The organism is Chloroflexota bacterium, assembly GCA_020850535.1.
Classification (GTDB): domain Bacteria; phylum Chloroflexota; class UBA6077; order UBA6077; family JACCZL01; genus JADZEM01.
Genome location: JADZEM010000161.1, coordinates 1 through 21711 on the forward strand (window position 1 = coordinate 1; position 21711 = coordinate 21711).

A 21711-nucleotide genomic window follows, 5' to 3' on the forward strand; every position below is an offset into this window, starting at 1 on the left:
GTCGCTGCGCGACGGCCGTCGGGAACGGCCGGCACTGGTGCGACTGGAGCGTCGCGCAGCGACTGCAGGATCGTAGGCGGGGCTTTCAAGCCCCGACGCGGCGGCACGACGACATCAACATGCAATCCCCCTGGACATCTGCTCGCGTCGGTGGCGGGGGGGCAGTGCCGGACGGTAAGATTTCAGGTCACCTGTGTGAACGAACCAACCAGAACGAACAGCATCTTCGAGAGAAGGTCAGGCGAGGAGACGCGTGCTCAAGATCAGGTTGCGCCGGACTGGCGCCCGCAAGAAGCCCAGCTATCGCATCGTGGTCGCCGAGTCCACGGCGCCGCGCGACGGCAAATACGTCGAGATCATCGGGATGTACGATCCGCTGACCGAGCCGGCGACCGTCAAGATCGATGGCGACCGCGCCAAGCACTGGATCAGCGTTGGCGCCCAGCCCACCGAGCGCGTCGTCAAGCTGATGGCCCGCGAGGGTCTGGTTGAAGCGCCGGTCTACGCCGCCAAGGCGACTGCCGACGCCGGCGATGCTGCCGACGGCGACGACAAGGCCGCTGAGGCCGACGCCGAGTAGTCTCGGTGTCGGCGCTCTCCCCGCCCCCGCGCGACGACGCGCTCGTGCCCACCGTGCCGCCCCAAGGCCACACTCCCGAGGCGAGCTTCCTCCATGCGTGAGCTAGTCGAGTACCTCACCAAGTCGCTCGTGTCCGACCCCGACGCCGTCCAGGTCGAGGAGGTCGATGCTGGCCGCATGACCGTCTACGAAGTGACCGTCGCCGAGGACGACGTGGGCAAGATCATCGGCCGTCAGGGCAAGGTGATCCGCTCGATTCGGTCCGTCGTCAAGGCAGCTGCCACGCGGGCCGGCACGCGCGTTGACGTCGACGTCGTCTGACGCTCGCTGACTGACACCCAGGATTCCGGCATGGCGGCCGACAGCGACCAGCTTACGCCAGCAGACGCGCCGCCAGCGTCGGAGACCGGTATCGCCGCCGCGGAGCCCGCGCCCGGCTTGCCGCCGTCCTCCGCCGACGAGGTCTTCCTGATCGTGGCGCGGGTCGTGCGGGCGCATGGCACCCAGGGTGAGCTGGCCTGCGAGATCATCACCGAGTTCCCGCAGCGCTTTCGTCGGACGCCACGTGTCTACCTGTCGGCCCCACGCGGCCCGGGCCGGATGGAGCCGCTCGCCGAGGTCGCCCCGAAGCCGTATGACGTCACGCAGGCGAGGCTGGCCCAGCACCGAGGCTTCCCGGAGGTCATCCTCAAGCTCGAAGGCCTGACCGACCGCGACGAGGCCGACGCGCTGCGCGGCTGGCTCGTCCAGGTGCCGGAGAGCGAATCGTGGCGCCTGCCGCGTGGCCGGTTCTACTGGCATCAGATCATCGGTCTGCGGGTGGTCACCGCCGAAGGTGAGCCGATCGGAACAGTCGCCGAGATCCTTGAGACCGGCGCGAACGACGTATACGTGGTCAAAGGCGCGACCGGCGGCGAGCGGTTGATTCCCGCCGTGAAGCAGCACGTACTGGAGATCGCGCCAGAGCGCGGCGAGATGGTGGTGTCGCTGATTCCCGGCATGTAGCGCAGCGGAGCCGGCCGGCATGGTGCCGCCCGGCCGTTCCCCGCGTCCGAGGGCGCTTCGGCGGAGAGGAGCCCGGCATGCCACGACCACGGACCTATCGCGTCGAGGCCATCGTGCTGCGACGCGTCGATTTTGGCGAGGCCGACCGCGTGCTGGTGCTGCTGACGCGCGAGCGCGGCAAGCTGCCCGTGGTCGCCAAGGGGATCAGGCGGCTCAGCAGCCGCTCGGCCGGCCACCTGGAGCTGTTCACGGACGTCGAGCTGCAGCTGGCGAAGGGCGCGAACCTGGACGTGGTCACCCAGGCCGAGACCCGCAACGCCTTCCGCCGCGTCCGCGAGGATCTGACGCGGACCTCCACGGCGTACCTGATCGCCGAGACCGCCGACGCGCTGACCGAAGAGGCCGTCGAGCAGCCGGAGCTGTTCGACCTGCTGGTGGCGACCTTCCACGCACTGGAGACCACTGACGATCCCCGGCTGCTGGCGGCGCACTACCAGTTGCGGCTGCTCGACGTGACCGGATTCCGTCCGGTGCTGATGACCTGCGTCGGGTGCGACCAGGAGCTACAGCCCGGCCAGAACGCGTTCAGCGCGATGGTCGGCGGGGCGCTTTGCCCGCGCTGCGGCCCATCCGAGCCAAGCAGCCGCCCGATCCACTCGGATGTGCTCAAGGTGCTGCGAAACCTTCAGCGGGCGGGCCTGCCCGGGAGCGTCCACTTCCGCGTCCCCGAGCAGACCATCCGGGAGGTCGAGCGGACGTTGCGCGATCTGCTGGAACGGCACACCGAGCGGCGGCTGCGGACCCCCGACCTGCTGGCGCGGCTGCGCGCGGACGCCCCGGCCGCCCTGCCATCGGCAGCACCACCGGAACCGGCCGAGGTTGCCGCGGGCAGCACACCGGAGTAGGGACGCGGGGCTGCCCGCGCCAGGACGATACAATCGCAGCGGAGGTGCGCCGGCATGGCCTTCACCATCGAGATCGACCCGATGCCGCGCTCTGCTGATCTCCGACTGCTGGAAGAGGGCCTGACCGGCCACGCCTTCGCGTCGGCCGGTATCGCGCCGTTCGAGCCGTTGGCCATCTTCCTCTACGACGAGGCCGGTCGGGTCGTCGGCGGGCTGTCTGGCCGGTTCTGGGATGGCGTGCTCGACATCTCGACGCTCTGGGTGCACGAAGATTTCCGGGGCGAGGGGTACGGCCGGCAGCTGATCGAGGCGGCAGAGGCCGAGGGCATCCGGCGCAACTGCGAGGTGGCCCACCTCCGCACCTTCGACTACCAGGCCCCGGGTTTCTACAAACGCGTCGGGTACCAGGAGTACCACGTCGAGCAAGGGTGGCCGCGCGGCCACAGCCGCCACTACTTCCGGAAGCGGCTGATTCCCTAGCGGATGTCGTCAACCCGCAGATCGCGCAGCGTGAACGGGATCTCCTCGCGGCTGGGCAGCACCGCGCCGTGCAGGAACGTGCGGCCATGCTGGAACGTCAGGCTGTCCACCCCGGCCAGGTCCACGACCCAGATCGAGCGGTAGCCGGTCGCCAGCACCTCAACGGTCGGCGCTTCCTGCACGATGGTCCGCACGATCTTCGGATCGAGCACGATGGCGTAGCGCGCGGCCGTCGGACGCGGCATGATGCGCCGCGCTCGGCCCTCCAGCGAGTAGTCCGTCAGGCCGCCGTACGATTCGTACAGCCAGCCGAAATGCCCGAAGCGGTCGTTGCCCAGCCCGTAGACGCGATAGCCAGTCAGGTAGTAGCCGGCGTGGCGGAAGCTGCCCCAGGGGCTGGCCTCCGCCAGCACGATGGCTTCCTGTGGCGTGAACCGATCCAGGAAGGCCGGAACCTCCTCCCAGAAGCGGTCATTGTCACGCACGTCGACCATCGAGGCGGCCACCGGATCGCCGAGGACAGCGTGAGCCGTCTGCGGGGCCAGCGCGACCGTCACCACGTTGCCAACCGTCAGCACCCCGACGATGACCGCTGTCGCGCCGGTCGGCGAGAGGCGCAGCCGGCGGGCCAGCCCGTGACCGGCGGCCTCGACGTACAGCGCCAGCAGCAGGCAGGCCGCCGGCAGGATCAGCAACAGGTAGCCGACCTGCCCGATGTGCCCCAGCACGAATGTCGCCAGGGCCGGGCCAGCCCACAGACAGAGCATCGTCCAGTGCAGCAGCGTCAGGCGGGGCCGGAGCGCACCGCGCCGCCAGACGGCCAGCAACGGCAGCAGGATGCCGAGGTTCAGGCCCACCAGCAGTCCGCCCGCGACCTGCCCCAGGTTGTTCGCCACCGCGCCAAGCCCGCCCGAGATCACCGAGGTCTTGCTGCCGACGAACCCGAGCAGCGAGAGGCCGTCCTTGAGGTACTCCAGCGGCCCGCCAGCCAGCCAGATCAGCGGGACGAACCACGCCAGACAGGTCAGCGCCAGCGTCGCGATGCCTCGGACGAGCGCCGGGCGGCCGGCCCGCCAGCCGACGTAGAGCCACAGCGGCAGCAGCAGCACCAGCGTGGACTGGCGCACCCCACCCGCCAACCCGAGGATCAGGGCAGCCAGCACGACCGGGCGAACGGCCGGCCGGACCAGCGCCCGCCAGCACAGCCACACGACCAGCAGGAGAAAGAACGTCTCGACGGCGTAGGTCAGCGCGACGATGCTGTAGTACCAGACCAGCGGTGAGATCGCGAAGAGCACGGCGGCCACCAGGGCGGTCCGCGCCCCGAACAGGTCGCGGCCAAGCACGTAGAGCATCGCCACCGCGAGGCTGCTGGCGAAGACACTCGTCAGCACGAACGCCATGTTCGCGTCGCCGGTCAGCCAGGTGAGCATCCGCCCCCACCCGATGTAGAGGATGTACCCCGGCGGATGCGGCTGGTGCCGCGCGATGTCAAACGAGCGCGTCGCCAGCGCGAACTGGACGGCATCCCAGTTGACGAGGGCGTTCGACACGAACGGCAGGCGGACCAGGAGTGACAGGAGGAACAGGGCGAACATCGGCCAGTGGCAGCGCTGCCGGAGCTGGCCCGGCACGTAGGGCGCGGCGCGCTGCGCGAGCCAGTTCGTGAGCGCAGCCCACCCGCGCAAGGCGACGCCGGCCGTCGCGTCCCGCGCCGTTCGTACGTCGGTGCGTTGCGGCCCCGGTTGAGACGCTCCTATCATGGCTGGGGCGCCACGCGCCGGAGGAACGCAATCCGTGAACAGGCAGACGTGGCACGCGCGGCAGGGGTGAGCGACGAGGCAGGGTCGGCCGGCAGCCCGGCGCCGCATGTCCCGCCGTCACCGGGCAGACGAGGGCTCGCACTCGTCCGCGCGCTGCGGCCAAAACAGTGGGCCAAGAACCTGCTGGTCTTTGCCGGGCTGGTCTTCACCTACAACCTGCTCAATCCTGGGATGCTCAGCCGGGTCGCCCTGGCGTTCGTGGTGTTCTGCGCACTGTCGAGCGCGGGCTACATCTGGAACGACTTGCGGGATGTCGCGGCGGACCGGCTGCACCCGCACAAGCGGCACCGGCCGATCGCGTCGGGGCAGGTGCCGCCGGCGCTGGCCGTGGCGTTGGGACTGGTGCTCGGCGTGGCCGGCCTGGGCCTCGCCGTGGCCCTCGGAACCTCGTTTGCGCTGGTCGCCTCGCTCTACATGTTGCTGACGGTCACCTACAGCATCTGGCTGAAGCACCTGGTGCTGATCGACGTATTCGGCATCTCAGCCGGATTCGTCCTTCGTGCCGTCGCGGGCGCCGTGGTCATCGGGGTGCCGGTCTCGCCGTGGCTCTACTTCTGCACCGTGCTGGCGTCATTGTTCCTGGCCCTCGGCAAGCGCCGCAACGAGCTGGAGCTGCTCGCGAGCGGAGCCGCTGGCCATCGAAAGAACCTCGAACAGTATAGCCTTGAACTTGTCGACCAATTGATCCTGATCGTGGCGTCCGTGACGATTATGGCCTACTCGCTGTACACGTTCTCGGCGGAGAACCTCCCGCGTGACCACTCGATGATGCTGACGATCCCGGTGGTGGTGTACGGCATCTTTCGCTACCTGTACCTCGTGCGCGTCAAGCGCCAGGGCGGCGCTCCGGAAGACCTGCTGCTGACCGACCCCGGCATCTTCGGCACGGCGGTGTGCTGGGTGGGGCTGAGCGTCATCATCCTGTACGTCCTGCCGCACTGAGGTGGCAGCAGCGCAGTGGCACGTTCCGGGCCACGGAACAGGATAGCCAGGCCGGGCGGCCGAGGTCCGAAGCACGACAATCGGCCCCAGGCGTCTCCGTCGAGCGCCAGGGACCGATACGGACCGAATCCTGGTTGAGACTCAGGAGCGCGCGACGGCCTCCTGCGCCGACGGCGTGGCCGGGGCGCGCGTCCCGAGGGCCAACCCCACGCCCACCACAGCCACCGCCAGCCCGCCCAGAACGATGAGCGGCGTCTGCAGCTGCAGGCCGAGCACACTGTCCAATGAGTAGGCGCCCGGACCGACAATCGCCAGGGTCAGCGCCACCACGAGCAAGACCAGCGGGTACTCGATGCCGCCCTGCTGCGCCCAGAACGCCGGCCAGTGAACGGTGATCGCCACGAGCATCGCCGCGACAACGGCCACCGCCCCGGCCGGACCGAACAGTCCCGCCACCAGCAGCAGGCCGCCCACGACCTCGCTCAGGCTGCCGACCAGCACCCAGAAGGGGGCCGGCCGAAGCCGAAGATGGCCGCCAAACATGGCGGTGGCGGCCGCCAGACCAGGACCGCCAAACCAGCCGAACAGCTTCTGCGCGCCATGCCCGAAGAGGATCAGCCCCACGGCAACCCGCAGAACCAGCAGACCGAGATCGACCGACACGAGAACCCTCCAGATGCGACCGCACCAGGTCGTTACATACCGATCAGTAGTAACTTACACTTCAGAAGTAATATTCCCGGTCCGGCGGTCCTTTTCGGTGCGTGTTCCCCCGGCCTTCGGATCGCCGTGTCGACCGCTGCGCCGCCAGACGGGATGTTGACTGCCGACACGCGGTAAGATCACGCCATGACTGCAACGGCGCACGATTCATCGCTCTGTCCCATCTACCACCACGCCATCGAGCTGATCGGTCGGCGCTGGACGGGTGCGATTCTCCAGGTTATGCGCGGCGGCGTGGCCCGCTTCAGCGACATCGCGGGGGCGATCCCCGGCCTCAGCGACCGCATGCTCTCCGAGCGGCTCAAGGAGCTTGAGGCAGAGGGGCTCATCGCGCGGTCCGTCTACGCCGAGACGCCCGTCCGCGTGGAGTATCGGCTGACGCCGGCGGGCGAGGCGCTGGGAACCGTGCTCGACTCGGTGCTGGCCTGGGCGCACGAATGGCTGCGGCCGCCGGCCCACGCCGACGGCTCTCCCACCGAAGCCGTGGCCGACCCGGCCCGGCTGCGCGGGCGCTGATCCGAGCCGTCCAGCGCGTCAGAGCGCCCCGCCTGCTTCGGCGAAGACGAATTCTCCCGAGCGCCATGGGGGCCGTGCTAGAATCGCGCGTCTGATGCAACGTTACACGCCGCGCGATATCGTCGTTCTGGTGGCGATTGCTGCCCTCTTCATCTGGTCGTACAGCCGCACGCGCGGTCAGACCTGGGAAGAGTTCGCCCTGTCGCTCGTGGCGCTCGTCGTGGCGGTCACGTTTCACGAGTGCGCTCACGCCACGGTGGCGCTGATGCTCGGCGATCCCACGGCGAAGCTGCTGGGCCGCGTCTCGCTGAATCCGATCCGACACCTCGATCTCTGGGGGTCGCTGACGTTTCTGTTCATCGGGTTTGGCTGGGGGAAGCCGGTCCCGGTCAACGGCCACAACATGCGCCGGGTCAGCCCGCTCGTCGGCTACGCGATCTCGGCGCTCGCGGGCCCGGCCTCGAACGTCTTGCTGGCGTTCATCGCCACGCTGCCCCTGCGGTTCGTCAGCGCCCAGAGCGCGTTCGTCGATCCCCTCGTCTTCGAGTTCCTTCAGGCTCTGCTCTTCGTGAACATCGGCCTGGCAGCCTTCAACTTCCTGCCGATTCCCCCGTTGGATGGCTTCAGTCTGGCTCGGCTCGTCCTCCCGCCCAAAGTGTCGGACTTTCTCAGCCAGTACGGGATGTTTATCCTTATTGCGCTGGTCTTCCTGCCGCAGTTTTTCGGCCGACAGTTTGATTTCCTGACGCTCGTGATGCGGCCACTCCAGTCAGTGATCTTCCAACTGGTAACGTTCGGCCTGCGGTGAGCGCGCTCGCCAGCAAGGCAACGAAGCCACACACGGCCGCCCGAACCATCGGGCAACGACTCGTGGAGGGAACGCGGTGGCGAAGATCGCCTTTCAACAGGTCACGATCATCGGGACCGGCCTGCTCGGGTCGTCGCTCGGGCTGGCCCTGAAGCGGCTCCAGCCGGCCCCGCGCGTCATCGGCTGCGACCTCGACGGCAGCGCCCGCCGCGAGGCGACCGGCAAACGTGCCGTGGACAAGGTCACCAGCAACGTCGTCGAGGCCGTCCGCGACTCCGACCTCGTCATCATCGCCACGCCGGTCCGGGCCATCGAGTTGGTTCTGCGAGACATCGCGCCGATGCTCCAGCCGGGCACGGTCGTGACCGACACCGGCTCGACCAAGCGCCAGATTCTGGAGTGGGCGGCGCAGTACCTGCCGGCCGGCGTCAGCTTCGTCGGCGGCCACCCGATGACGGGCCGGAACACGGCCGGTTCCGGCGGCCCGTCGGCGGACCTCTTCAACAACGCGGTCTACTGCGTGACCTCGCCGCCGTCCGCCGACTCAAAGGCCGTCGAGAACATCGTGAAGATGGTCGAGGCGATTGGCTCAACGCCGTACTTCGTGGAGGCCGACGAGCACGACGGTCTGGTCGCCAGCATCAGCCACCTGCCATATCTCGTCTCGACCACGATGATGCGGATCGCCGCGACAGATCGCGGCTGGCGCGAGGCGAAGACCATCGCGGCCGGCGGCTTCGCCACGGCCACCCACCTCTCTGACGCGGACCCGCGCATGTTCGCCGACATCTGCCTCACGAATCGCGAGCAGGTCTCACGGCAGATCGGCCGCATGATCGACGACCTTGCCGAGCTGCGCGAGATGGTCGAGCGCGGCGACGAGTCGATCTACGAGCGGTTCGTGGGCGCACGCCAGATGCACGACGAGTGGCTGGTGGGGCGTTCGGCCGACGAGCCGGCGCCGGCGTACAACACGGCGGACCTGAAGCCGTCCAGCCTGTTCTTCCCGTCCAAGCTGGGCGAGCTGCTGCGCCGAGGCGACAAAGACAAGAAGTAGCGCGGATCGAGGAGGCATGCCCGATGATGTGCGCCGCTGCATCTTCGCAAGCACGCAACACCCCATTGTCATCCTGAGCGCAGCGAAGGACCTCACCCGCTGACCGTCAACGCTCGCGCTACCTGCTGGCCGTCAACGCTCACGCTACCTGCTGGCCGTCAGTTTGCCCCTCACCCGCTGACCGTCAACGTTCGCGTCAGCGGGTGAGGTCCTTCGCTGCGCTCAGGATGACAAGGGCGACTTGCACGCTTTCACCAACATCCACGACCCACAACCCACGACCCACGACCCACGACCCACGACCCTCGGCCCACGACCCTCGGGTCAGTGCGCGCGCGGGCCGGGCCGGTTGCACGCTTCGGCGTAGACCAGCCGCACTCGCTTCTCGATCTCGCCCGGTCCGCGCCGATGCACCACCAGCCACGCGTTCAGCTCGGCGTCCAGATCGTCGCGCGGGTCGGGCTTGCCATTCGCCCCGTACATCGCCTGCCAGGCAATCGCCTGCTGCGTGAAGGCCCGCACTTCGAACTGGAAGCAGACCTCCGGCGTTCGCGGATCGACGCCGGCGAGATCGTCGTCCAGGTGCTTGGCCTCGTGGACGATCAGCGTGCCGAGCGCCTTCGGGTCGCTGCTCTGCCACTTCGTGTTGACGATGATCGAGCGGATCGCGCCGCCGCCGCCGCTGCCGATCCGCACGTACCGTGCGTGGACCAGATCCGGCAACGGCCCGAACGCCACGTCCGTGTTCGAGTCGAGGATCGTCTGGAGCGGCCCCGTCAACTTCGCCGTCTCCAGGGCGTCGATCGCGTCGGCGAGGCCGCCGCCCAGCCGAATCCGCGCCGAGTAGGCCGTCGACGGCGAGATGCTGGCCGAGACGCTCGACGCGCTGACGGCCGGCGTTGCCACGGCCGTCCGGGCTGGGGCTGCCTGCCGCGCGAACGCGGCGGTGAGGTCAGATCCGGGGAGCGCCGACGCCTGCCGGATGCCGTTCGGCCTGTCGGGCGCGTACTGGCGCAGGAACGGGCTGCCGGACGCCTGCGCGGCCAGATCGACCGGCAGGTTCTCGCCCGTGAGCAACGCCTTGAAGTAGTCGGCGAGCAGCAGTCCCTGCGTGCACCTACAACTGGCATCGTAGTGCATGATGCCGCGCTGGAAGCGCTGGTAGATGAAGTTGCCGTTGTTGGGATCCTGGGCCGGCAGCGAGGTCGGAACGCCCCAAATCTCCAGGTTGATCAGCGGGAGCAGGTTCGGGTCGCCGCCCTGCCGCCCGAACGCCGTCTCGGCGCTGACGGTGCCGGCGAAGGTGCTGAAGAAGCGGACCGGCTCGCCGTTGAACGTATCGGGCGCGTTGGCCCGGACGAACTCCAGCACTTCCCGCGCGTACCCAGGCTGCCCCGGGGCCGGCGCCAGCGCCGCCAGCCGCTCGTTCGGGGCGGGGAACGTCGAGCCATTGATGCGGGTGTACGGCAACAGCCCAGGATCGAGCAGGTTCAGCGGGCGGACCGAGCCGTCCGGCCAGACCTGCACGACGATCCGCTGGAAGAACTGGGTCGGGATGCCCTGGAACAGGATCAGCCGCGAGATCGGGAAGCCGAACGTCGGCACCTGCCCGCGCCGGTTGAAGTACTCGATGATGCGCGGCTCTTCGACGGCGAAACCCGTCTCCGGGAAGTAGAGCGGCGCGACGGTGCCTGTCTGACGGACATCCTCGCCCACGCCGAGCAGCGACCGCGGATCGGCCGGCCCAAAGGACGGAGCGCCGGCTGCCGCCTGCCCCGGCGTCAGCAGCAGGGCCAGGACGAGTGTGAGCGCCGCCAGGGCACGCCAGAGGCGGCTCCGGGGGCGCTCATCAGACCGGCGGTCAGCGGTGGGTCGAATCCTCACGCGAGCGCGGCGTCTCCAGTCGATTTACTTCTTCTTGACGACCTCAAACGATAGCTCAGACTTGTTGACTTTCCCACCCTCACGAGCGGTCCCGATCATGAAGCCCTCGCCCTCGTCGGCGTCGCTCGGGATCTCGACGGTGAACCGGCACTTGCCCGCGTTGTCGGCGTTCTTCGAATCTTCGGAGAACTCCTTGCCGCCCGGCAACCGGACCGTGAGGTCGCAGGTGACGTCCTTGCGGGTCTTGATATCGACACGCCGCTCCTCGCCGCGCTCGATCTTCGCCGAGCCGTCGATATCGACCTCGACCGGGATATCGGAGGAGATGTTCGGGTCGGCAGTCGGCTGGGGGGCGGCGGTGTTGGTCGGCTTGGCGCTCGCGCCAGCGCCAGATTGCGGTGGCTGTTGCTGCGGGTTGGCGGCCGGCTGGGCGTTGCTCGGCTTCGCGGCGGCCTGGGCCGAGCCCATCGGCGCGAGGCCGGCAAAGATCGGCTCGCCCTCTGGATAGGCGTTGATCTCGTCGTCAGAGATGACCACCGTCGCCACCCAGCGACGCTGGCCGCTCGCGATCAGGTACACCGCGCCATCCGAGCGCACCGCCACCTGACCATCGGCGCCCGACTGCTGCTGCTGAGCTGCCACGGGCGCGAGCGCGGTGCCGAGCAGCAGGCCAGCCGCCACAAGCCCCAGCGACCGAATCGGCAGTTTCATGGATCTTCCTTTCCTCCCTGGAGCACGAGGTTCGCGTGGCGGTCGCTCGAACCGCCTGCTCCCGCGCGACAAGCCTTGGCGACGCGCACGAGAGCTACCGGCGCCCTGGGGGAGGCCGGATTGTAAACCGCGCGCTCCTGGCAGGCCAAGATTCGCGGCATCACCAGCACGTCACGACGCGGCTGCCGTTCTCGCTCCACACCACGCGCCCGGCCGGATCCGCGTCAGATGTGCAGCCGGGCCACGTCTTCTGGATAGTTGAACGAATGACCGGGCCGGGGGTCACATCTTCGGCGGTCAAGGCGGCATCGTGGGGGGCGGCCGTATACTCCCCCGGACGCGGCCGCCGCCCGGCACGCCAGGACAGCCCGGGCCGCCAGACCGCCGCGAGGGGAGACCGCTCCGTGCTTCGGCGGCTGGCAGAGGCGAAGGTCGCGTTGAGCAAGCGGCTGTCGCGGCACCGGATCGACGCGTTCTTGCGCCGTGAGCTGCGTGATGTGCAGGGCGCCGTGCTGGACATCGGGGCCGGGCTGCGGCCCTTTGCCGACCTGATCCCCGGCCAGACCATCGCGCTCGACTACCGTGCCCGGCCGGACCTCGACCTGATCGCCGACGCCCACCACCTGCCGTTCGGCGATGCCACCGTGGACGCCATTGTCTGCACCGAGGTCTTCGAGCACCTGCTGGACCCGACCGCCGCCGCCCGCGAGCTGATCCGCGTGCTCAAGCCGGGCGGCCGGCTGGTGCTGACCACCCGCTTCTGCTTCCCCTTGCACGACCGGCCCGGCGACTACTGGCGCTTCACGTCGTACACCCTGGAGCGCCTCTTCAAACCACTGGATGCCATCGTCATTCCGCAGCACACGGCGTACCAGACGCTGCTGGTGCTGCTGGTGCGCCTCGTGATGGAGCCGACGCGCCTCAACCGCGTGGTCTCGCTGCCGGTCCTGGCCGTCTGCGCCCTGTTGTGGGGCCTCGATCCCCTGGCCGGCAAACTGCTCCCCAGCGATGCGCTGACGAGCGGCTACCTGGTGGCTGGCCGGAAGCCGAACGCTTGATCCGGCGTTTCGTTCTCGGTAGAGTGAGCGCACGGGCACGGGCATGGGCACGGGCACGGGCACGGCGATGACCGGACCACGAGGGGGCGGCGCGACATGACGTGGAAGGATTGGCAGGCATTCGGGAGCTTCCTGGGTCAGGACTCAACGCTCCTGGGCATCGGGATCTTTCTGACGCTGATCGTCGTGGTCGGGTGGCTGATGGCCAGCCGGGCCGAAGCGACGCCCAACGCCGACCAGCTTGCCGAGCTGCATCACTTCGTCAGGGAGCACTTTGCGCTGCACGTCGCGCGCGGGCTGGCAGCCAACGGCGAGACGAACGGGGCGATCTCGAAGGACCGCGCCTGGCGCAAGGTGTTTCAGCAGCACCTGGGGCTGCACAACGAGCTGTACGCCATCAGGCGTGACCTGGCCATGAAGGTCTACGACGAGGACATCGACGCGGCGGTGAGCCGGCAACTGGCGGCCCTCCGCGAGGCACGTCCTCAGCCCTCCTCCGTAGCGGTGAGCTAGGCGGCGCGGCGAGACTGACGCCCGGCCTCAGCGCTCGCCGGGCGACTCGGGAGCCGGCATCGTTCCGGCCGCGAACCGCGGCTCGAAGGCGGCGACGCGCTTCTCCGGGTAGGTGAAGGTCGGATTGCGGCGGGCAACCGCCATCGCGGTGATCCCCAGCTCGCGGAAGATCGGCTCGCCAAGCCCCAGCAGGCCACGCCCGCGCGCCCCCACGAACACCACGTCATCCACGGTGAAGCCGGCCCGCTCGACCGTGAACGCCAGGGTTCGCGGCGTAAAGGCGTTGATGTGCTCGCTGGCCAGATAGCCGTTGTGGCCGATGACCCGTTTGAGCAACCGGTCCACCAGCGGCAGCGGCGGCATGGTCGGGACGTGCACGAACAGCAGACCGTTCGGCTCCAACAGCGCGTGCAACCGGAGCAGGAACAGGTGCGGAGCGACGAGATGCTCCAGCAGGTTCGAGCAGTAGATCGCCTCGAAGCGCCGCCCGAGGTCCGGCAGGCCATCCTCGACGTTCGTCATCGTCACGTCGAAGCCCAGGGCGCGGCAGAACTCCACATTGCGCTCGACGGCGTCGATGCCGGCGCTGCCCGGCCCGAAGTGGATCAGGTGCTGCCCGACCGAACAGCCGATGTCGAGGACGGCCTTCTGGTCGAGGTGGTGTGCCTCGCACACGAAGCGAATCGCACGGGACGGGACGAAGAAGTCGCCGATCAGGCGCTCGGTTTCGTCCGGCGGGAGCGGGGACCGGGCGCGAACGAGCCGCGCGACCTCGCTGGACGATTTCATGCAGACAGAGCCTTCATCGGAGCGTATGATACTCCTAATCAGACAGCCCCGCATCGGGACATTTCGGTCAGGGGCCACGCGCAGGAGCGGTATGAGCGACCACGATCTCAGCGAGGCTACAGAGGCGACGGAGCTTGAGGCTGTGGCTGCCGAGTCGGATGCGTCGCCGCCAAAGGACACGAAGAAGAACAAGGACAAGCACGAGAAGTCGCTGGAAGAGAAGAAGGTCTACGAGGCCGGCGCGGTCATCGTCTGCGACGGCAAGGTCGTGCTGCGCCTGACCGACAAGCAGCGCTGGATCTTTCCAAAGGGCAAGCTGAAGAAGAAGGAGTCGCCGCAGGACGCCGCCGTCCGCGAGGCCGTCGAGGAGACGGGCCTCAACGTCGACGTGATCAGGCAGGTGGCGGACCTGCTGATCCGCCACGAAGGCAAGAAGCGGCGCTTTGTCTTTTACCTGATGCGCGCAACCGCCAAGACCTGGGACTGGCCGCACCATGAAGGCCGGGACACCTTCCTGATCTCGCCAGATCGCGTAGCCTCGCTGATTCGGCACGCCGGGTATGCGTCCGTCTGGCAAGCCTGTCAGGGGCAGGTGCAGTCGATGTGCGCCGAGCCGGTGCCGTTCGTGTCGCACCGTCCGGCCGCCGTCTCGGAGTGAGCGCGAGCGTCCTGGCCTGAGCAATGGCATCCTGGCCTGAGCGATGGCGTCCCCGCGACTGGGCATCCGCCTGCGGGACGACGGCGCTACGCCTTGCCCGCCGCTTTCGCCGCGACGTAGGCTCGCCACCCGCCGAACTCGGTGATCTCGCGGTGCCTGCCCTCCGCCTGCTCGCGCGGGAAGAGGATGCCGTCCACGACTCGTCCATCGGAGAGCTTGACCGGCCCCTTGTACAGGTGGGGCGGCTCGCCGGACTCGACGGTCTGCCAGATCTCGTCGGACATCCGGTACATCTCGCCCGGCACTGAGATGCCGCCAGACTCGCCCTCGGCCACCTCGAACATGCCAGGATGGATGTCGCCAATCGAGAAGATCCGGTAGCAGGGGGCCGTCTCGAACTCGCCGAGAAACTCCGAGCCGTCGAGGTTCCTGTTCAGCTTCAGACCGCGCATCAGGGTGCCGTTGACGAACAACTCAACTGCCAACATGTGGTACTCCAGAGGGGGTAAGGCCCTCACCCCCCGATCTCGAGGGAGGCCCTCACCCCCCGACCCCCTCTCCCTGTGCGCGGGAGAGGGGGAGGAACGAAACTGTCGTGTGTCTCCCCCTCTCCCGCGCACAGGGAGAGGGGGTCGGGGGGTGAGGGCCTCCGGCGCCCACGCTCGGGTCTCCAGAGCCTACGCCTCGGCCGGCACCGCGCCGTGCTCACCGGCGTCGTCCGGCACGGGTGCCGGCGCCTCACCGCGCGAGAGCGCCCAGATCACCCCTCCGAGCACGATGTACCCGAGCGCCATCATCAGCGTGTGGGACGTGACCTCAAGCTGGGTGCCGTGGATGAACCCAACCGCCGAGAGCACCGCGCCAGCCACACAGTAGATGATCGCAGAGCGGAAGTCGCGGTCGATGACGAAAGCGGCGATGGCCCCCAGCACCATCCCAGCCAGGATCGCACCACCGCCGAGGATCGCCATGCCGTCGTAGACGATACCGGCCTGCCCGAGCGCCGCCGATCCGAGCTTTTCGGCCGAGGTGCCGGCCGCGTTCAGTGCGCTGTCCACGAGGTTCTGGCCCCAGGACGCCAGATTCGGGATGAGCGCCAGGACGATGGCCGGCGCGTGGCGAATCGGGGTCGCCTCGAACGCCTGCGCCGTGATGACGACGCCGATGTAGAGCAGGATCGGCAACACCGCCACCAGCGGGATGACCGCCAGCAACAGCGAGACCAGTCCCAGGAAGCAGACCAGGCCGACGCAGACGCCCGTCGCCAACGAGTAGCCGATCCGGCCGCCCATCGACTTCCAGCCGGGATGTCCGATGTAGACAGCGGGCGGGAACGGGCTGCCGAGGACCGAGCCGATCACCGCGCCGGCCCCGTCAGCCAGCAGGATGTCGCGCAGGCTGTAGTTGTCGCCGGCCGCCGCCGCGCTCTCGACGTTGTTCATGCCCTCGGTGAAGTTGTAGATGCCGAGCGGAATGGCCGTGACCAGCAGCGGCCCGATGCCCGCCAGCCCCACGAACACGTCGCCGGAGGGGATCGGCAGGTAGAGGCCGAGGTCGCCAAACGCCTTGCCGACGGCCGTCGGCTGCATCATCCCGTTCAGGTTGAGCATGGCGGCGATCCAGGCGATGGCCGTCCCGAGAATCACCGCGATCAGGCCGCCGGGCAGGTTGCCGGGCAGCCGCACGCCGGCCATCCAGCTCACCAGGATGATGCCGAAGGTGATGAACGCGATCCACGGCACCTCCCAGCTCTGGAAGGCCGGCCGCATCGAGATGAAGGTCAGCGAGATGCCGGCCAGCGTGCCGAGCATCGCCGCGCGCGGGGTGTACTTGCGGATCGTCGGGCCGACGAACGCGCCGAGCAGCACGATCACACCGATCACAAACGACCATGCGAGGCCGGCCTGCCACGCCACGAGCCAGTCGCCGGTCCGCAGCTTGATCGGCAGCATGATCAGGAAGACGACGATGAACATGTGGGGCACGCTAGGACCGTACGGCATCGCCGTGACGTCCGCGCGGCCCTCCTTCTTCGCCAACCGGACCGCCAGGAAAGCGTAGAAGAGGTTGCCGAGCGGCAGCGCGATGCCGAGCGCAGGGAGGATGCGCCCGAACACGGCGTCGTTCGGCATCTGGATCACGCCGAGCACGAGTCCGCTCAGCACGATCACGTTGAGCGCCACGTTGGTGAACAGGCCGAAGAACGCGTTCCAGTCCCCTGGCACCCACCAGCGGACCTGGAACGTTGGCGAGGTCGTGGTAGCCATGCAGCCTTCTCCTCTGAGCGCCGAGCGCGACAATCAGGACGCGGGACAGCCAGCCGACAAGGACGCGCCCTCGCCAACGCCACGCAGGTGGCGCGGTCTGGCGGCCGTCATGCCGGCGTGAGCCATCATGCGGGGAGCTACGCCGGGGTCGCGATCGGCTCGGAGGCGAGCGCCGCCAGCAACGCTGACGACGGCGCGACCCAGCCAAAGATGCCGCCCTGGGCCTTGATCATCTCGAGGGCTACCCGCTGGAACTCTGGAAAGTACGAGGCGACGCAGTCCTCCAGCACCAGGCACTCGTAGCCGCGGTCGTTCGCCTCGCGGACGGTGGTGTGGACGCAGACCTCGGTGGTCACGCCGCAGACGATCAGGCTGGTGATGCCGCGCGTCTTGAGGATCGAGTCCAGGTCCGTGGCGTAGAACGAGCCCTTACCGGGCTTGTCCACGACCGGCTCGCCGGGCCGGGGCTGGAGGCTGTCCACGATGTCGTGGCCATACTCGCCACGCACGAGGATGCGGCCCATCGGCCCGGGGTCGCCGATGCCGTTCGCCAGCTTGCCGCGCGCCTTCTTGGCGGGCGGCAGGTCGCTCAGGTCAGGGCGGTGGCCTTCCCGCGTGTGGACGACGAACATCCCCAGCTTGCGGGCGGTGTCGAGCACGCGCTCAGTGGGAGGGACGGCGGCACGCAGCAGCGAGACGTCGTTTCCCAACGCCTCGCCAAAACCACCGGGATCGACGAAGTCGCGCTGCATGTCGATCACGACCAGCGCGGTCGTCTTCAGATCGAACTCGAACTCGTAAGGCTCGGCCTGTACGGTCGGCATGTGTCCCCCAGACAAGCAGGCTGCGCGGACGCCCTCTCCCTCGCCCGGCCCTGTGTGTCGGCTGTGCAGGTTACCGTTCGTGTCATCGACGTGGCTACCTCGCCCTTAGTCCGCGACGATGCGGGTGCCGGTCTGCCCGGCCATCGCCTCCTCAAGCCGATTCGGCGACGTGATGACGACCTCCTTTCCACCCCTGGCGACGAGATCGATGGCTGCGCGAATCTTCGGCCCCATGCTGCCCTCGGGGAACTCGCCGTTCGCGAGGTGCATGCGGGCCTCGGATACCGTCATCTGGGCGAGCTGCTGCTGATCCGGCTGCCGATACCGGATCGCCACCTGCTCCACCCCGGTGGAGATCACGAACGTCTCGACGCCGAGTGAGGCCGCCAGCAGCGCTGAGGCGAAGTCCTTGTCAACCACGGCCTCAACGCCCTGGTACTGGCCCGGCGCGGTCTCGACCACGGGGATGCCGCCGCCCCCGCAGGCGACAACCACGTAGCCGGCCTCGACCAGCGCCCGGATCGCCCCCACCTCGACGATCCGGACGGGCCGAGGCGACGGCACGACCCGCCGATACCCGCGTCCGGCATCCTCGACCATCGCCCAGCCCTCCTTGCGAATGAGCCGCTCGGCCTCGTCAGCCGAGTAGGCCGGCCCAATGGGCTTGGTCGGATGCTGAAACGCGGGATCGGCGGGATCGACCACCGTCTGGGTCATCACGCAGACGACCCGGTCAGGAAGGCCAACCGCCGCCAGCTCGTTCGCCAGCGAGTTGGCCATGATGTAGCCGACGCCGCCCACCGAGTCGGCAACGGCCATATCCAGCGAGAGCCGGGGGACCGGCGCGTCGGCGCTGACCAGCTCCGAGCGCAGCAGGATGAAGCCGACCTGCGGCCCGTTCCCGTGCGTCAGGATCACGCGCCAGCCGGCATTGACCAGCCCGGCGATGTGCTTCGCGGTGGCGCGGGCATTCGCGAATTGCTCGGCGATGGTGCCGCGCTGGCCGTCGCGGATCAGCGCATTGCCACCCACCGCGACGACTGCCGTGCGGTCAAGGCTCGGGCCGGTGCCCCCGGCGGCCGGGTCCGCGTTCAGCGTTGGCGCGCGAACTGCATCGACGGTCATCGTCCTGCCTCCCCCACCAGAAGCTCACGCCCGAGCGCTCGCAGCGCGTCCGCGAAGCAGGCCAGCGGCGCTCGGGCGATGCCCGCGCCGATCTGGCCCACGCCCGGCTCGCGGTGCGCGATGCCGGTGTTGATGACGGGCGCGACGCCGCTGTCCACCACCCGCCGCACGTCGATGGCCGTCGGCGCACCGGCGAAGCCGAGCGACGGGAGGGCGAAGTCGGCGTCGCGGGTCAGGGTGATGCGGCCCATCTCACGGGTGTAGCCCAGGGCGTCGTCGGGCGTGCCGCCGACGAAGCGGACGATGGCGGGGGCTGCCGCCATCGCGAAGCCGCCGATGCCCCGTGTCTCGGTGATGGCGCTGTCGCCCAGGTCAGGGTTCGCGTCGTCTGGGCCATAGCCAGGGAAGTACAACCCCTCCGGCACGTTCGCCGGCGCAGTGAACCAGCGGTCGCCGGTCCCGCTCACCCGGATCCCGAATTCGACGCCGTTGCGGGCCATCGCCGTCACGACGGTGCTGCCGGGGATACCCTGGGCGGCATCGAGGGTGGACTTGCAGGCCGCCATCGAAAGGTTCAGGAAGAAATGGTCGTTGCCGGCCAGGAAGTCGAGCACGACGATGGCGGCATCGTGCTCGGCGGCGCGCAGGACGCTCGGCGCGAGCTTGCGGGCGAACAGCGACGTGGCGGCAACGTTCCGGTTGTGGCACTCGTCGCCCATCTGGAGCGCCTGCGCGATCAGCATCCGCAGATCGACGGGGCCCTGCTGGCGGATCGCTGCGTCGAGGGTCGGCCCGAGCGTCGAGCGAATCCAACGCAGGCGGGTCAGCACCTCGTCGTCGTAGGCGCCGAAGCGCAGCACCTTGCCGAGACCCTCGTTGAGTGTGGCGAACGCGCGGGCGCCGCCAGAGGCGTTCTCCGCCACGACGACCGGCATGCTCGGCGAGAGGACGCCGGCCATCGGTCCGACTGCCCCGTAGTGGTGGCACGGCGCGAAGGTGATCCGCCCGTCCATCACGAGGCTCATCGCTTCCAGCGGCGTCGCGGCCCACCCCTCGAAGAGGATCGCGCCGACGATCGCGCCCCGCATCGGGCCGCACATCCGATCCCAGGCGATGGGCGGTCCGGCGTGCAGGATGGTGAGCGGACCGAGGCCCGGGATCGCCTCGGCGGCCGGGCGCACGCCGACCAGCATCGGGCGGGCGGCCAGGATGCGCTCGACGGCCAGGGCGTTCGCCGCGCGGACCCGCTCTCCGACCGGGTCGTCGGCGTCGTCCTCCAGGCGGGCGAGCAGCAGGCCCAGCTCGCGGTCGCCATCGGCAGGAGGCCGCCACTCAAGCTGGCGGACCGTCGCACCGTGGGCGGCCGGCGCCACGGCGAACTCGGCCACCCCGACGTTGAGCAGGACCGGTGACGCGCCGAGCATCGGCATCAGTGGCCTCCGTCACAGGTGAACGTCGCGCCCGTCACGTGGCCCACCGCCGCGGCCGGACAGGCGCCTGGATCGCGCACAACCCGGACCGCTACGCGCGCAGCCTGCGCACTGCTCGGGGCCAGCACTACGCCGGCCGCGCGGAGCGCCGCCTCCTGGCGCGCGAGTCCCTGGGGATCGGCGTCGGTGCCGCACACGGATGCCACGATGGTCAGCGAACGGCCGGCCGCCTCGGCAACGGCGCGCGCCTTGACGAGCGCTGGCCGCACGGCCTCGGCCGGATCGGTGTGGCTGCCGTACCCGAGCACGATGTCGAGCAGGATCGCGGCGGTGGATGGATCCTCAGCCGCCGCCACGATGTTCTCGTTGCGAAGCCGGAAGTCGATCATCGGGTGCGGCCGGCCGACGGTGTACTCGTCGTCCCCGAAATCGACCACCGAGAAGCGGTCGGCATCGAGATGGGCTCCGAGGATCAAGCCGGCTTCCTGGCAGAGCGTACCCCCGCTGAACAGGCCGCGCACGGTGTGCTGACCGGGAATCAGGGCAGCGCGAGCGGCGTCGGCGGTCGCCATCATGTCGGCGTTCAGGCCGTCGATGCCCAGCCCGACCGGCATCCGACCGCGCGCCACGGCGACCGCCAGCCGTGCGGCATCTTCGAGCGTGCTGGCGGCAATGGCCCCAGCCTCACGGATGGCGGCCGGATCGCCGCCCAGGAAGATGACGACGACCGGCTTGCCGGTGACGCCGGCAGCGCTCAGGACGCGCTGCGCGACGGTCGGCGCGGGCGGCTTGGAGACCAGTACCAGCACGGCAGTCTCAGGATCGGCGGCCAGCCGCTCGATGGCGGCGAGCATCATCGCGCCGCCGACGGCCTCGCTGAGATCGTGCCCGCCCACGCCGATGACCTGTGACGCGCCCTCGCCCAGCCGGTCGATCAGACAGCTCACCTGCTGCAACCCGGTCCCGGACGCGCCGATCAGCCCGATGCGCCCGCGCCGCACGGCGTTGGCAAACCCGAGCGGCACGCCGTCCAGGATCGCGGTGCCGCAGTCTGGCCCCATCACCAGCAGGTTCTTCTGTCGTGCGATCCGCTTCAGCTCGATCTCGTCAGGCACGGAGACGTTGTCGCTGAACAGGAAGACGTGGAGGCCCCGCTTGAGCGCCTTCATCGCCTCGGCGGTCGCGTAGGCCCCAGGGGTGGAGATCATGGCGAGGCTGGCATCGGGTGACGCGCTGATGGCCTGGGCCAATGTCTGGGGCGGAGCTTCGGCCACCGAGCCGCCAGCGCTCGCCACGGCCGGCTGACTCTTCAGGAGCTGATCGGCCAGCGCAAGGGCTGCGTCGGCTGCGTCCTCAGCCTCAGCCGAGACGGCGATCACGAGGTCGTTGGCCGTAGCCGACGCGGCATCCTCGAACAGCAGCCCGGCCGCCGCCATGATCTCGCGGTTGGCGGGGGTGCCCATCAGCAGAGCCGCGCGGGTCACGCCGTCCAGCCCTTCGAGCTGGGCGGCAATACGCATCAACTCGACGGAGTCCCGATAAGTGTCCCGGCGGACTTGAGCGCGCTGGACTGCCTGTGCTGATTGGGCTATCGACATGGCCGCCGCCTCTGG

Annotated in this window: 23 protein-coding genes; 12 read left to right on the forward strand and 11 right to left on the reverse strand. The window is 69.0% G+C overall.

What is annotated here, in order from left to right; genetic code table 11:
• Window positions 1-253 precede the first annotated feature (253 nt).
• From rpsP to IT306_23160, 5 genes are all read left to right on the forward strand, one after another.
• On the forward strand, window positions 254-580 hold the full coding sequence (gene rpsP, locus IT306_23140) for a 30S ribosomal protein S16 (GenBank protein MCC7371332.1): 327 nt from the start codon (window positions 254-256) through the stop codon (window positions 578-580).
• A gap of 93 nt (window positions 581-673) precedes the next feature.
• Window positions 674-901: a KH domain-containing protein gene (locus tag IT306_23145; protein ID MCC7371333.1), complete on the forward strand. Its 228-nt coding sequence runs from the start codon at window positions 674-676 to the stop codon at window positions 899-901.
• Window positions 902-931: 30 nt separating this feature from the next.
• Window positions 932-1585 (forward strand): 16S rRNA processing protein RimM, encoded by a 654-nt coding sequence (gene rimM, locus IT306_23150; protein MCC7371334.1) that lies wholly within the window; start codon window positions 932-934, stop codon window positions 1583-1585.
• A 77-nt stretch (window positions 1586-1662) separates the two neighbouring features.
• Complete coding sequence (gene recO, locus IT306_23155; protein MCC7371335.1) at window positions 1663-2490, forward strand: DNA repair protein RecO; 828 nt, start codon at window positions 1663-1665, stop codon at window positions 2488-2490.
• Between the two features lie 54 nt (window positions 2491-2544).
• On the forward strand, window positions 2545-2970 hold the full coding sequence (locus IT306_23160) for a GNAT family N-acetyltransferase (protein ID MCC7371336.1): 426 nt from the start codon (window positions 2545-2547) through the stop codon (window positions 2968-2970).
• On the opposite strand, the gene IT306_23165 is transcribed toward IT306_23160, so the two are convergent.
• Window positions 2967-4733 (reverse strand): DUF2723 domain-containing protein, encoded by a 1767-nt coding sequence (locus tag IT306_23165; protein ID MCC7371337.1) that lies wholly within the window; start codon window positions 4731-4733, stop codon window positions 2967-2969. The genes IT306_23160 and IT306_23165 overlap by 4 nt on opposite strands.
• Before the next feature lie 66 nt (window positions 4734-4799).
• Here IT306_23165 and IT306_23170 point away from each other — a divergent pair, with 66 nt between their 5' ends.
• Complete coding sequence (locus IT306_23170; GenBank protein ID MCC7371338.1) at window positions 4800-5735, forward strand: decaprenyl-phosphate phosphoribosyltransferase; 936 nt, start codon at window positions 4800-4802, stop codon at window positions 5733-5735.
• Window positions 5736-5876: 141 nt separating this feature from the next.
• On the opposite strand, the gene IT306_23175 is transcribed toward IT306_23170, so the two are convergent.
• A complete protein-coding gene (locus tag IT306_23175) occupies window positions 5877-6398 on the reverse strand; it encodes a DoxX family protein (protein ID MCC7371339.1) in 522 nt (173 codons plus the stop codon).
• Between the two features lie 186 nt (window positions 6399-6584).
• Here IT306_23175 and IT306_23180 point away from each other — a divergent pair, with 186 nt between their 5' ends.
• From IT306_23180 to IT306_23190, 3 genes are all read left to right on the forward strand, one after another.
• Window positions 6585-6974 (forward strand): helix-turn-helix transcriptional regulator, encoded by a 390-nt coding sequence (locus IT306_23180; GenBank protein ID MCC7371340.1) that lies wholly within the window; start codon window positions 6585-6587, stop codon window positions 6972-6974.
• 94 nt (window positions 6975-7068) lie between these two features.
• Window positions 7069-7782 (forward strand): site-2 protease family protein, encoded by a 714-nt coding sequence (locus tag IT306_23185; protein ID MCC7371341.1) that lies wholly within the window; start codon window positions 7069-7071, stop codon window positions 7780-7782.
• Between the two features lie 76 nt (window positions 7783-7858).
• Complete coding sequence (locus IT306_23190; protein MCC7371342.1) at window positions 7859-8839, forward strand: prephenate dehydrogenase; 981 nt, start codon at window positions 7859-7861, stop codon at window positions 8837-8839.
• Window positions 8840-9163: 324 nt separating this feature from the next.
• On the opposite strand, the gene IT306_23195 is transcribed toward IT306_23190, so the two are convergent.
• Window positions 9164-10723: a hypothetical protein gene (locus IT306_23195; GenBank protein MCC7371343.1), complete on the reverse strand. Its 1560-nt coding sequence runs from the start codon at window positions 10721-10723 to the stop codon at window positions 9164-9166.
• Between the two features lie 24 nt (window positions 10724-10747).
• Entirely contained in the window at window positions 10748-11434 is a 687-nt protein-coding gene (locus tag IT306_23200; GenBank protein MCC7371344.1) for a hypothetical protein, read from the reverse strand.
• 404 nt (window positions 11435-11838) lie between these two features.
• On the opposite strand from IT306_23200, the gene IT306_23205 reads away from it, so the two are divergent.
• Window positions 11839-12492 carry a class I SAM-dependent methyltransferase gene (locus IT306_23205; protein ID MCC7371345.1) on the forward strand — a complete coding sequence of 218 codons (654 nt, stop codon included), beginning with the start codon at window positions 11839-11841 and terminating at the stop codon, window positions 12490-12492.
• A 96-nt stretch (window positions 12493-12588) separates the two neighbouring features.
• Window positions 12589-13005 (forward strand): hypothetical protein, encoded by a 417-nt coding sequence (locus IT306_23210; GenBank protein MCC7371346.1) that lies wholly within the window; start codon window positions 12589-12591, stop codon window positions 13003-13005.
• Window positions 13006-13032: 27 nt separating this feature from the next.
• On the opposite strand, the gene IT306_23215 is transcribed toward IT306_23210, so the two are convergent.
• On the reverse strand, window positions 13033-13794 hold the full coding sequence (locus tag IT306_23215; GenBank protein MCC7371347.1) for a class I SAM-dependent methyltransferase: 762 nt from the start codon (window positions 13792-13794) through the stop codon (window positions 13033-13035).
• Window positions 13795-13885: 91 nt separating this feature from the next.
• On the opposite strand from IT306_23215, the gene IT306_23220 reads away from it, so the two are divergent.
• Window positions 13886-14452, forward strand: a complete 567-nt coding sequence (locus IT306_23220) for an NUDIX domain-containing protein (GenBank protein ID MCC7371348.1) — start codon at window positions 13886-13888, stop codon at window positions 14450-14452.
• Window positions 14453-14538: 86 nt separating this feature from the next.
• Here IT306_23220 and IT306_23225 read toward each other — a convergent pair whose 3' ends face one another.
• The 6 genes from IT306_23225 to fdrA form a co-directional block, all read right to left on the reverse strand.
• Entirely contained in the window at window positions 14539-14940 is a 402-nt protein-coding gene (locus IT306_23225) for a gamma-glutamylcyclotransferase (protein ID MCC7371349.1), read from the reverse strand.
• 189 nt (window positions 14941-15129) lie between these two features.
• The gene (locus tag IT306_23230; GenBank protein ID MCC7371350.1) at window positions 15130-16719 is read right to left on the reverse strand and encodes a regulator; all 1590 of its coding nucleotides are present in this window, start codon (window positions 16717-16719) and stop codon (window positions 15130-15132) included.
• 137 nt (window positions 16720-16856) lie between these two features.
• Complete coding sequence (locus tag IT306_23235; protein MCC7371351.1) at window positions 16857-17543, reverse strand: cysteine hydrolase; 687 nt, start codon at window positions 17541-17543, stop codon at window positions 16857-16859.
• Between the two features lie 105 nt (window positions 17544-17648).
• The gene (arcC, locus tag IT306_23240) at window positions 17649-18668 is read right to left on the reverse strand and encodes a carbamate kinase (protein MCC7371352.1); all 1020 of its coding nucleotides are present in this window, start codon (window positions 18666-18668) and stop codon (window positions 17649-17651) included.
• The gene (locus IT306_23245; protein MCC7371353.1) at window positions 18665-20098 is read right to left on the reverse strand and encodes a DUF1116 domain-containing protein; all 1434 of its coding nucleotides are present in this window, start codon (window positions 20096-20098) and stop codon (window positions 18665-18667) included. The genes arcC and IT306_23245 overlap by 4 nt, the downstream gene beginning before the upstream one ends.
• Window positions 20098-21621 (reverse strand): acyl-CoA synthetase FdrA, encoded by a 1524-nt coding sequence (gene fdrA, locus IT306_23250; GenBank protein MCC7371354.1) that lies wholly within the window; start codon window positions 21619-21621, stop codon window positions 20098-20100. The genes IT306_23245 and fdrA overlap by 1 nt, the downstream gene beginning before the upstream one ends.
• Window positions 21622-21711 lie beyond the last annotated feature (90 nt).